This window comes from Chryseobacterium turcicum (assembly GCF_021010565.1).
Taxonomy (GTDB): Bacteria; Bacteroidota; Bacteroidia; order Flavobacteriales; family Weeksellaceae; genus Chryseobacterium; species Chryseobacterium turcicum.
The window spans coordinates 2,171,683-2,183,100 of the sequence record NZ_JAJNAY010000001.1 but is presented as its reverse complement, the minus strand read 5'-3'; the positions used below and the strand labels follow the sequence as shown (position 1 = coordinate 2,183,100).

General features: G+C 32.3%; 10 protein-coding genes. 2 read left to right on the top strand and 8 right to left on the bottom strand.

Features of this window, described 5'->3' with window-relative positions; all coding sequences use genetic code 11:
- Positions 1-107 precede the first annotated feature (107 nt).
- Positions 108-590, top strand: coding sequence for an Lrp/AsnC family transcriptional regulator (locus tag LO744_RS09900; RefSeq protein ID WP_230669016.1), 483 nt, complete (start codon positions 108-110; stop codon positions 588-590).
- A 65-nt stretch (positions 591-655) separates the two neighbouring features.
- Here LO744_RS09900 and LO744_RS09895 read toward each other — a convergent pair whose 3' ends face one another.
- The 3 genes from LO744_RS09895 to kdsB form a co-directional block, all read right to left on the bottom strand.
- Positions 656-1,234, bottom strand: a complete 579-nt coding sequence (locus tag LO744_RS09895; protein WP_230669015.1) for a glutathione peroxidase — start codon at positions 1,232-1,234, stop codon at positions 656-658.
- Between the two features lie 15 nt (positions 1,235-1,249).
- Complete coding sequence (locus LO744_RS09890; RefSeq protein ID WP_230669013.1) at positions 1,250-1,912, bottom strand: outer membrane lipoprotein-sorting protein; 663 nt, start codon at positions 1,910-1,912, stop codon at positions 1,250-1,252.
- Between the two features lie 271 nt (positions 1,913-2,183).
- Complete coding sequence (kdsB, locus tag LO744_RS09885; protein ID WP_230669011.1) at positions 2,184-2,906, bottom strand: 3-deoxy-manno-octulosonate cytidylyltransferase; 723 nt, start codon at positions 2,904-2,906, stop codon at positions 2,184-2,186.
- Between the two features lie 192 nt (positions 2,907-3,098).
- On the opposite strand from kdsB, the gene LO744_RS09880 reads away from it, so the two are divergent.
- Positions 3,099-3,407 carry a hypothetical protein gene (locus tag LO744_RS09880; protein ID WP_230669009.1) on the top strand — a complete coding sequence of 103 codons (309 nt, stop codon included), beginning with the start codon at positions 3,099-3,101 and terminating at the stop codon, positions 3,405-3,407.
- Positions 3,408-3,615: 208 nt separating this feature from the next.
- Here LO744_RS09880 and LO744_RS09875 read toward each other — a convergent pair whose 3' ends face one another.
- The 5 genes from LO744_RS09875 to LO744_RS09855 form a co-directional block, all read right to left on the bottom strand.
- On the bottom strand, positions 3,616-6,447 hold the full coding sequence (locus LO744_RS09875) for a VIT domain-containing protein (protein WP_230669007.1): 2,832 nt from the start codon (positions 6,445-6,447) through the stop codon (positions 3,616-3,618).
- Positions 6,448-6,478: 31 nt separating this feature from the next.
- On the bottom strand, positions 6,479-7,804 hold the full coding sequence (locus LO744_RS09870; RefSeq protein WP_230669005.1) for a S1 family peptidase: 1,326 nt from the start codon (positions 7,802-7,804) through the stop codon (positions 6,479-6,481).
- A gap of 85 nt (positions 7,805-7,889) precedes the next feature.
- The gene (locus LO744_RS09865; RefSeq protein WP_230669003.1) at positions 7,890-9,143 is read right to left on the bottom strand and encodes a pyridoxal phosphate-dependent aminotransferase; all 1,254 of its coding nucleotides are present in this window, start codon (positions 9,141-9,143) and stop codon (positions 7,890-7,892) included.
- A 102-nt stretch (positions 9,144-9,245) separates the two neighbouring features.
- Entirely contained in the window at positions 9,246-10,961 is a 1,716-nt protein-coding gene (locus tag LO744_RS09860) for a phospho-sugar mutase (protein WP_230669001.1), read from the bottom strand.
- An 84-nt stretch (positions 10,962-11,045) separates the two neighbouring features.
- Positions 11,046-11,360 (bottom strand): four helix bundle protein, encoded by a 315-nt coding sequence (locus tag LO744_RS09855; RefSeq protein ID WP_230668999.1) that lies wholly within the window; start codon positions 11,358-11,360, stop codon positions 11,046-11,048.
- Positions 11,361-11,418 lie beyond the last annotated feature (58 nt).

The following is an 11,418-nucleotide window of genomic DNA, read 5'->3' as shown; positions in this document are numbered from 1 at the left end:
GTTCGATAATTATTTTGCAAAATTGCATCAAATAACAATTGCTTTTTAATGAAATTTCAATACTTTTTTGCAATTTTGTTTCATATTTAATTTTAATCATTACTATTTTGAAAAGACTCGATCAATTTGATACTGCCATTTTAAAAATTCTTCAGAAAGATAATTTAACTCCTCAAAGAGATATTGGCGAAAAAATTGGGCTTTCTGCTGCTGCTGTTCAGCGTAGAATTAAAAGAATGCGTGAATCTGGAATTATAAAAGCAGATGTTTCGGTGATTGACATTAATAAAATCAATCACTGTATTACATTAATTGTAGAAATTTTTATGGAAAGTGAAAAGATTGAACTTTTAGATTATGCCAAATCAGTTTTTACATCTACTCCTGAAGTGCAGCAATGCTATTTCGTCACCGGAACTTCTAATTTTATTCTGATTATTGTAGTTCCTTCTATGAAAGATTATGAAGTTTTAACGAGAAAAATTTTCTATAGTAATAAAAATATCAACCATTTCCGAACAATGGTAAACATGGATATTTTGAAGTCTAATCTTGAATTGCCCGATGAAATATTAGAGCAATTGGAATAGATTAGAAAATTTTAGACATAAAAAAAGCGGATTAAAAAATCCGCTTTAAAAATATATTTTGATAATTATTTCAAATATTTAGTAATTGCCTCGTCTGTAGGTTTTACTTTGCTTACAAAACTATCAATCAGCTTACCATTTTCATCCAATAAAAACTTGGTGAAATTCCATTTTACTTCAGTGTCTTTCACTCCATTCAATTCTTTTTCAGTAAGATACTTGAAAATTGGAGCTGTATCCTCTCCTTTTACAGAAACTTTAGCTGCCAAAGGAAAAGTAACGCCATAGTTTTTCTGACAAAAAGCACCAATTTCAACATTGGTTCCTGGCTCTTGTCCTCCAAAATTGTTTGCAGGGAAACCAACAATTACCAATTTATCACCATATTCTTTAGAAAGCTTCTCCAAATCTTCATATTGAGGGGTAAAACCACATTCTGAAGCAGTGTTTACGATAAGGATTTTTTTCCCTTTAAAATCTGCAAAATTAATTGTTTTGCCTTCTTCAAGAGCATCTACTTTGTAATCGTATATTGTTTTTGACATAACCTGTTTGCTTTTTACTTTAGAAACTTCGCTTTTTTTCTGAGCGCAACTGTTAGAAAATGCTATGAAAGAAATAAGCACTATAAAAATCTTCTTCATTTTGAGATATCTATTTTAAAATTTAAAACTATTAATAGGAAAGACTTTATTAATCTCCACTTTATTAAGAAGCATTACATAGTCGCCGTCTTTTTTGGCACTTGATGATTCTATTCTGAATGGCATCATCAAATTTCCTACCTTTTTGTAATCTGAATATGTTAAAGTTTCATCTTTTTTCATTTCTTTTAAAAGCATGAACGATTTGGTATCAAAATAATAGTAGTTTTTGTTGACATTTTTAGTCAATTCTACTTTGTGACAGTAAACCTCTCCTACTTTTTCTTTGCCTAAATATTTAGCCTCAAACCCTTTATTTTCCCAATCGATAAAATCATTATCAAAGCTTTCCGGAACATATTCTTTATACTCCTGTAGCTTATTGGTAGCATAATTCATCGCGTAGCCTTTAGTTCCGTCATACCCTTCAATAGCAGTATCTTTTCCACTAATCGTAATTACCGTTTTGGTTAGGTTTGGTCTTTGCTGGTATATTTTAATAGGATATTCGTCTTTAATCCCTAAAATTACTTTCCCTTGAAGGAATACTGAATTTAAAAGCTTCCAACTAGTTAATCCTCCCGACGATTCTATGTTTTTATCAATAATTTCTTTAGCAGTCTGGGCAAAAGCCAGTTGAGAAATAATCAGGACGAAAACGATGAGTAATTTCTTCATTAAATCAATTTATAAATTCAAATATAAGGTTTTTTTAATTTGAAAATTTGAAAATGTGGTAATTTGAAAATGGCAAACTATGCATTACATTTCATAAATATCTGCAATTAATAATAACTTAGCTTATAACAACTTATTTGTCTTTCCATAAGAGCCTAAACTGCTTTATTTTTAGGATGTTGAGATTCTTTCGGAATAAAAAAGTACTGTTGATTTCTAATATTATAATTAAAAACGGACATTCGTATTAAATTTTCAAATTAACACATTTTCAAATTAACTTCCTTGCTTTTTCTAAGTCTTCCGGTGTATCAATTCCGACTCCGATGAAATTGGTTTCTATGAGTTTTATTTTCATTCCATATTCCAAATAACGGATGCATTCTATTTTTTCTGAAATCTCTAATGGTTTCATTTCTAATTTTGAAAACTGCAGTAAAGCGTGTTTTCTGAAAGCGTAGACACCGATATGTTTGAAATAATCAACATTATAAGAGATTTCTCTATGAAAAGGAATCACTGAACGACTGAAATACAAAGCAAAACCATTGTTATCAGTAATCACTTTTACGTTATTTGGGCTTTCGATTTCTTCTTTTTCGTGAAGTTTTATTTTTAATGAAGCCAAAGAAATTTCCTGATTTTCATCTTCGTTAAAAACTTCAATGAGTTGTTTTAAAGGTTCTAATTTCAAAAACGGTTCGTCTCCCTGAACGTTGATTACAATATCACAGTCAATATTTTGTACGGCTTCTGCAATACGGTCGCTTCCTGTTTCATGTTGCCCGGTCATTACAGCTTTTCCGCCATGATTTTCAATTTCTTTAAAGATTAATTCAGAATCTGTGGCTACAAAAACTTCATCGAAAAGTCCGGTTTCCACAACATTTTGATATGTTGTTGTAATAACTGTTTTGTCTCCTAAAATCTGCATCAGTTTTGCCGGAAAACGGCTGGCTTCATAGCGTGCAGGAATAACCGCGATAATTTTCATTTTATTTGAATATAAATTATTAAATGTGAGTTTTAGTTTAAATAATTAACTAAAAAGATGATTCCGTAAATCCATGAAATGTACAGAAAAGAGTAAAAAAATCCAAATGCTAAACTTTTCAATAAGTAGCCTTTGCATTTTCTTGAATTTTTAAATACCAATCGTAAAGCTCGGAAAAAAATCCAATATAACATGGCAGCGAAAAATAAAATTGCCGCCCAGAAGAAGAACCCTAAAAAGTATAATAAAAAAGCAAATACAATTGAAATTAAAAACCATAAAATAATTGAGGCAATAACTCCCCCTATTCCGTCTCCTACAGCAGGTGGATCAAATCCGGAAACATCAGGTAAAGAAATATTCTCTGAATACTTTTTAACTTTTTCTTTATGCAAAATATGCCCGACATTATCTTTAAGTTTCCATCCAAAATATAGTCCTGAGCTAATAAAAATAAAAAAAACTCCAGCTAAAATGGATGTTGATACGATAGAATTTTGAAATAAAGATCTGTGAGAATGTGTACCGGAAAGCCAAACACTCAAAATAACCAAAATGATAATTGCTACAGTGAAATAGCTTAACCATTTTGTTTCAAGAAAAGTTTTTCTCTGGAATTTCATTAATCATTTTTTATTTTTTTTCACTCTCTACTTTGATCAAATAAAATTGCCAAAGTACAAACCTTCGGCAATTTATGTGATTTTTCTTAAAACTCAAATTCTCCAATCAGAATTTTACTGTCACTTTCTTTTTTATTTTCTTTTTGGCTTTGGAAAACGGCAATCTTTCTCTCTTGTCTACCATCCGAATAATAGAGATAAACTTCTGCCATAATTGTTGTAGGTCCCGAAATCATATTTTGTCTTTCACCAAAGAAATTGGTTTTAATTTTATATTTTCCTTTAACGGCTTTTTTCAGCAGAAACTGCTCTGGCCCGAAACCTTGAGTGAAATCATTGCTCAATCTTCCCCCGATTGCGGTAGACTTGTGAGAATAAGAACAGTCTTCTCCTTTAGGGTCTGTCACCCAAAGGTCGATGTCTGTATTGTCTTTATTCCAATTGATAACAACGCGGATATCGACTGGAAGATCGGCTTTAAGACGGTCATCAATTTTACTTCCGTCAATATTTTTATTTTGCTTTAAAATATTGTTGATTTCCATAATCAGGATTTCTTCAATTCCGTTATCTCGTGTAGAAATTTCGTCTGTAAATTCCTGATACAATAAAGATTTGTATACATTGAGCGCTTCCTGAGGTTTCTTATTATCAACCAAAGCCAATGCGTAATCTCTGTGACTTTGTGCATCAAAAGGTCGCCATTCTAGGATTTTTTGGGTAACCCATAGTTCTTTATCGTAATAACCTCGTTGCTTTAAAAGGTAATAAATCGTTTTATACAATTCTTCATTTTCTAAATCAAGCTCAGCCAAAGTACTTAAAACTTTTAGTGAAAGCACTTTATCTCCTTTTTTAAACAGTAATTTAGAAACGTCAAAATAATATGAAACTTGTTTTTCATGCTTTGAACGGTTTTCTAAATACTTCTGATAAATTACATCTGCAGACTGCAAGTTTTGGAAGTCTTGCATGTATTCTTCAGTACTTTCTATATCAATTAGAGTAATTTTCCCGTTAGAATCTTGTGATTTTTTTATAGCTTTATCACTATAAATCTCCATTGACATATCTACTCTTCCCGAATTTACAACTTCACTCATCACAGCATTTGCTTGAGGTTCTGCCACAGACTGATTAGCAACTTTAGGATATTTTTTCTTTTCTAGAGGTTTAAATTCTGTATTCCACCATGTTTTTAATTCTTTGGTTTTATCGAAAGCTTTAGATAAAAGAATTTTTCTCTTTTCTAAAACTTTATTTTCACTATTGGCAATAACTTTCTGATATTGAGCCAATAACTCTTGCGGTGGTGTTATTTTATATCTTATATAATCATCAATATCATCTAAAACAATCAAACTTGTATTTTTGCTGACCACACCGAACTGTTCAGAGATATTTTTAATTTCCTGACGGTTTTGGGTAGAATTTAATTCTAATTCGTTTATTTTCCTTTGTGCCCAAAACTGTGAGATTTGCCAATTTTCTAATAATTGAGCTTTTGAAAAGTCAACAGGTGATTCAAATTTTTCGTTTCCAACAGAAAAAACAGCGGTTAATTTACCTACATTTCCGGTAGTAATCCCAAAAATATTGACAGGCTCACTAATTACTAAGCCAATGTTGGGAAACAATTCCTGCATATTTTGGTTTTCTTTAAAACCTAAAAAACGAATGGGCAATTTTTTATACGCTTTAAAAGCGGCTGATGTATCTAATTCATTTAAATTAATAAAATTTCCACCCGATTGATTGGCTAATAATGTAAGCAGATTAAAATCTGAAGTCGGCGTGCTTGAAATACTGTTTACAGGCTTTTTAAATTTCATTATAAAATCTCCAAAATTGGAAATTCCATCTGAAAAAAGAAGACATTCTTCTACTCCATTAATTTCTTTTAAAGCTCCAAAATCAGTTCCGCCATCATATTTTAGATTGAGGATTTTATTTTTCAAATCAGCCCAATTCCCTTGAGAAATACTATATTCTTCAGCCTTTTCAAACGTGTTATTCAACAAAGAAAAAGAAACAGAAACCTCTTTATTATCGTTAAAGTAAGCATTCAAAAATTGTAGTTCTTTATCTCTGTTACGCTTAGACCCGCTGAAAGAATTATCCCAAATAATGGCAATTTTCTGAGACTTTGGTTTCTCTTTTACAGGAAAATCTAATCCAACGTTTGCAGCGAAATAATATTTATCTCCTGAAGCTTTCTGTAAAACAACATTTGACGAATTTTGGTTTTTAGGAATTGTTATTTTTAAACTTTCATTAGGTCTAAAATCATTTTTAGAAATTTCTGCAATCCATTGATTTCCTTGTTTCTGAAAAGAAAAACTTCCATCAGGATTTTCTAGTATTTTAGGAATGGCTGCCGTTTCGCTAATCCAAACTTTAAGATTAAACTTTGGAATGGTGGTGGCATTGGCAAAACTTAAAAAATACTGATAATCTGAAGCGAAATTTTTCAGTTCCTGATGATAAGTAATTTGAATCGTTCTGCTTCCGTTTTGTGGAATAGGATAAATTCTCGTTCTAAAATTATTTCCTTCTACTTTTTCAATAATTCCGGGGTCTACATTTCTTCTTTCAATGCTTTCAAAAACTTCTTTGGCTCGTTCTTTAGGGACGGGAACAGCGTTTCTGAGTTTTCCGTTGATATCTAATGCATAACCACTTACACTTACTCCTTCTGGTAGCGGGAAAGTAAGTTTTCCTTCTAGAATTCTATTGCTTGGATTATAAAAAGTATAAGTTGCCGTCGTTGTAGCAAGATTTCCGAGAATTTTGGTATCAATTTTAGCTTCCTGTAGAATAACAGGATGTTTTTTTTCATTTCCGATTTCTAATATCGGAAATTGGGCAAATGCAACACTGAAGAGCAAGGTTGCCATAAAACAATTAATTTTTTTCATCTGATAATTTGGTTTTTATTCGTTACAATTATTATTTATTTTGTGTTGCTGTCGTATCTGTAACAGGATATACAGCATAGATTTTTTTAGCAATAATTCCAAAATTATAACCTTGTACTTTTTCAACACCACTGAAATTTACGGCAATAAGTTGTCCGCAATTATTAAAAACGGGCGACCCACTTGCTCCATTTGTTGAAGTAACACTGTATTGAATTTTGGTTCCGTCTGATTCTTTACTGATTTGCCCATTATACAACTGCACTTTAATCCCGGAAATAGTTTGTGCTAAATCTTCACCCAAAGGATAGCCAATCAATACCGCTTTTTCGCCTGGACGTAAAGTTTGATCATCAGTTATGGCATTATCAAGATTGATAATATTTACGACGGTATTGGGTGTTTCTTTTGTTGCTAATTGTAAGACACCTAAATCAATAGTTGCATCTTCAGAAATTTTTTCAATGGAGCATGGCAACCATTCTTCCGCTGAATTATGAAGAGCAACAGAAATATCTACGGTTTTCATGTAGACTTCAATATCGTCTTCAGAAACGTAATTTTTGTGCGGAATTGAAGCTGCAATATCTACAGATTCAGACGCAGAATCTGCTACTGTATCATTTGAATTAATGAATTCTTCACCCTCATTTCTTTCCGAGCTTTCGTCATGATAATCGCCATCACCTTCTTCATTGTATTCTGACGAAGCATTTCCCCAATTGGATGCTATAAAAGTTTCGTAACCGTCTTCTGTAATATCTGTCGTAAGAATAGATGCTATTTTTCTACGGATATTTGCAGCATCAGTGGATATTTTCTCTATATTTTCGGATGAATTCCAAGGTTGAAGAACATGACTGTTTGAAATCATATTCCCTTTTTTATCGACAAAAAATGCAGTTCCAAAAAGCGTTTCCTCAGAAGCTTCAGGAATAGTAAGCTGAACTTCTTTTCCTTTAATTTTAGCAAAAAAAGCATATCTGTGCTTTACCATAACCACTGCATCTTTATAGGCATCATAAATCTTGGTATCGCTATCAAGACAAACGTTTTCAACGATGGGTACAACCTGATGATCTTTATAATATTTATATCCAAAATAAAAAGCACCACCTAAAATAATAATTCCTCCCAAGCTAAAAAAAGCAATTTTATAAGGATTTCTTTTCTTTCTTTCGGCTGCAGGTAAAGTTTGTTTTAGATTTTGTTCTAAAGTATTTTCGGGAGTTTCAGAATCGGTATTTTGAGATTCAGAATTTTGATGTTCTGAAAAGTCACCAGAAGCCGAATTATTATTTTGTTCTGGCAGATTTTGCTCCAACTCTTGATTGGTTTCTTTTTTTTCATTATCCATTTGTGTAGATATTAAGTATTTATAATAAAAAAGTTGATTCTTATAATAAGAATCAACTTGTATAAAGTTAGAAAAATAATTTAAACTATTTTAAATTATTTAAAGCATTTTCCAATTTAGGCATCATCAGTTCGATTTCTTTGATATCTAAACCTCCAACAGAAGCTCTAAACCAAGGTTCTGACTTCTCTTCGCCAAAAGCAGAAAAAGGAACTAAAGCAACTCCTGCTTCATTGATTAAATAGAAAACCAAATCAGAAGAATTTTCAATTACTGCCCCGTCTGGTTTTGTTTTTCCGATATAATCTAATTTAATGGTAAGATACATTGCTCCCATCGGCTCAATGCTATCAATCGTCAAACCATTGGTTTTTAAATCCTGGATTCCTTTATGAAGAACTTTTAAACTCGCTTCTAATTTTCCTTTAAAATCATTGATAAATGTATTTACATTATCGGGATTTTGGAAATATTTTGCAGTTGCTTCCTGCTCCGGTTTTGGTGCCCAAGCTCCAACATGAGTTAATAAAGCTTTCATCTTGTCTATAATATGAGCCGGACCAAATCCCCATCCTACACGAACTCCAGTCGCGGCAAGACATTTAGAAATACCATCAATATAGATTGTAAATTCTCTCATTTCTGGGAAAAGAGACACTGGATCTACATGTTTTGCCCCAAAAGTAAGATTAGAATAAATCTGATCATACATTAAATATAAAGGCTTTTCGTCTGCTCCTCTTTTTGTGTTTTCTTCCAAAATCATTTCACAGATTTCTCTTAACTGAGCTTCTGTAAACATAGTTCCTGTAGGATTTAACGGTGAGCAAAGTGCTAAAAGAACAGCTCCGTTTAAGTGTGGTTTTAAATCTTCCGCAGTGGGTAAGAAATTGTTTTCCTGAGTAGTTTTTACTTCAACAGCATCTGCAGAAGTAAGATAAGCGTAATGATTGTTGTTCCAAGATGGTGTAGGATAAATTACTTTATCACCTTCATCAACGATTGTTTTATACACTGCATAAATCAACGGTCTTGAACCAGCTGTAATCAGAATATCATTTGCCGAATAGTCAAGATTCCATCTTGTTTTAAGGTCTTTAGAAACTTCATTTCTTAAAGATAATAATCCGTTTGCCGGTGGGTAATTGGTTAAGTTATTCTGGTACGCCTTCTGAATTTCTTCTTTTAATTCAGCAGGAATCGGGTAAAGATTTGAGTTTAAATCACCAATCGTAAGATTAGCAATCTCTGCCCCTTTCGCCTTTAAATCATTTACTTCATTACCAATTTTTACAATTTCTGAACCAATAAGGTTCGCTGCTAATTTTGAAACTTTCACTTTTTATATATTAAATTAGATATTTAGATTATAGGTTGCAGGAATTAGGTTTAAATAGAAGTTAAAAACTATTACCTAAAACCTAATTTCTGCAACCTTATTTTAATTCAATTGAAGATCTTTTCTTATTTCTTCTATTTTTGCTTCCAGAGACTTTAACGTTTCTTCAAAGTCTTCTTTTGAAGTGATCGTTTCTTTTACAGAAACATAGAATTTAATCTTCGGTTCTGTTCCCGAAGGTCTTACACAAACTTTTGTACCGTCTTGTGTGTAATAAATCAAAACATTAGACTTTGGAATATCATCCATTACGTGTTTTTTGTTTTCAGAAACTACGTAATTGGTTTGTTCTTTAAAGTCTTTAACTTCTTCCACAGGAGAACCCGCTAATTCTTTTGGAGGATTTTCGCGGAAATTCTTCATCATATTCTGAATTTCTTCGGCTCCGTCTCTTCCTTTTTTAACGATATTGATTAAACCTTCATAATACATTCCGGTTTCCTGATAAATTTCAATCAGGTATTCGTACATCGTTTTTCCGTTGGCTTTGCACCAAGCTGCAATTTCGCAAGCTAAAATGATACTTCCACAAGAATCTTTATCACGTACAAAATCTCCGGTCATAAACCCGAAACTTTCTTCACCACCGCAAACAAATTTTTCCTGACCTTCAAAATCACGAATCATTTTTCCAATCCATTTGAAACCTGTTAAGCCTACTTTGCAGTCAACCTCGAATTTTTCGGCAATATCAAAGAAAATATCTGAAGTTACAATGGTAGAACCGATGAATTCTTTTCCTGTAATTTTCCCTTGTTTTTTCCACTGATCCAAAATATAATACGTTAAAATAGTATTACACTGGTTACCGTTGAGCAATTGAATTTCACCTTCCAGATTTCTCACGGCAATTCCTAATCTGTCACCATCTGGATCTGTTCCAATAACGATATCTGCATTGGTGATTTTAGCTAAATCCATTGCCATCTCTAAAGCTGCAGGTTCTTCCGGGTTTGGAGAAGCTACGGTCGGGAAATTTCCACTAGGAATCATTTGCTCCTTAACCAAATCGACTTTCTTAAAACCTGCTTTTTCCAAAGCTTGAGGCACCGTTGTGTAAGTCGTTCCGTGAATCGATGTGAAAACGATATTCAAATTACCTTTTCCAACATCTTGATACGAAGAATTTTCGATACAGGCATCGATATAAACGTCATCCTGCTCATCTCCAATCCATTCGATTAAATCGTCGTTTCCTTGAAATTTAATTTCTTCGAATTTCACAGAATATACTTCATTGATAATTGCTTCATCATGTGGCGGAACAATTTGCGCCCCATCATTCCAATATACTTTATATCCGTTGTATTCTGGTGGATTGTGAGAAGCTGTTAAAACAATTCCTCCGTTACATTTTTTATCACGAACCGTAAAAGATAATTCAGGAGTTGGTCTGTGATTTTTAAACAAAAGAACTTTAATTCCGTTTGCTGTTAAAACATCTGCCACTAATTTCCCAAACTCTTTTGAATTATGTCTTACATCATAAGCAATCGCAACACTAATTTCCTCACCTTGAAACTGCTGCAACATATAATTTGCAAGTCCTTGTGTAGCCTGACCTAACGTATATTTATTTAAACGATTGGTTCCTACCCCCATAATCCCTCTCATTCCTCCGGTTCCGAACTCTAATTCTCTGTAAAAAGAATCTTCTAAATCAGGAGAGTTACTGTCAATTAATAATTGAACAGCATCTCTTGTTTCTTTATCAAAGGTATCGCTTAACCAAAGCTTCGCTTTTTCTAATGTTGTCATATGTGTATTTTGTTATTTTAGGCTGGAAGTTGGAAGCTGGAGGTTGGAAGTCTTCCATCATCCTGCTTCAGGCTTCTAGCTTTTTTATTCCTTTATTTGATTTCTGAAAGCTATAATTTGATTCATTAAGCTATAACTTTCATTATATAATTTATTAAATTCTTCTTCTAAAATATATTTTCTATTTCTCGCTTTGTACAAACAAGTTACTACTTCAGCTAATGATCGTATTGAATAGCCTAAAAATTTTCTAAACTCTAATTTAGACTGCAAAATACTTCCTTCCGAAATATTTAATGCAATAGAATCCGAAGCTCTTCTAATTTGAGAAGTAAGATTAAAAGATTCATCTTTAGGAAAATTTAGAGATAATTTGTAAATATTTTCTCCAAATACCATTGATAATTACCAAATTCTCAGCTTTTCAAATTTAAAACTCATTTCATCTGTATTGATT

Coding starts and splice junctions, on each gene's coding strand:
- LO744_RS09895 (WP_230669015.1), bottom strand. CDS start 1,234: ATGAAGAAGATTTTTATAGTGCTTATTTCTTTCATAGCATTTTCTAAC.
- LO744_RS09890 (WP_230669013.1), bottom strand. CDS start 1,912: ATGAAGAAATTACTCATCGTTTTCGTCCTGATTATTTCTCAACTGGCT.
- kdsB (WP_230669011.1), bottom strand. CDS start 2,906: ATGAAAATTATCGCGGTTATTCCTGCACGCTATGAAGCCAGCCGTTTT.
- LO744_RS09880 (WP_230669009.1), top strand. CDS start 3,099: ATGGCAGCGAAAAATAAAATTGCCGCCCAGAAGAAGAACCCTAAAAAG.
- LO744_RS09875 (WP_230669007.1), bottom strand. CDS start 6,447: ATGAAAAAAATTAATTGTTTTATGGCAACCTTGCTCTTCAGTGTTGCA.
- LO744_RS09870 (WP_230669005.1), bottom strand. CDS start 7,804: ATGGATAATGAAAAAAAAGAAACCAATCAAGAGTTGGAGCAAAATCTG.
- LO744_RS09860 (WP_230669001.1), bottom strand. CDS start 10,961: ATGACAACATTAGAAAAAGCGAAGCTTTGGTTAAGCGATACCTTTGAT.
- LO744_RS09855 (WP_230668999.1), bottom strand. CDS start 11,360: ATGGTATTTGGAGAAAATATTTACAAATTATCTCTAAATTTTCCTAAA.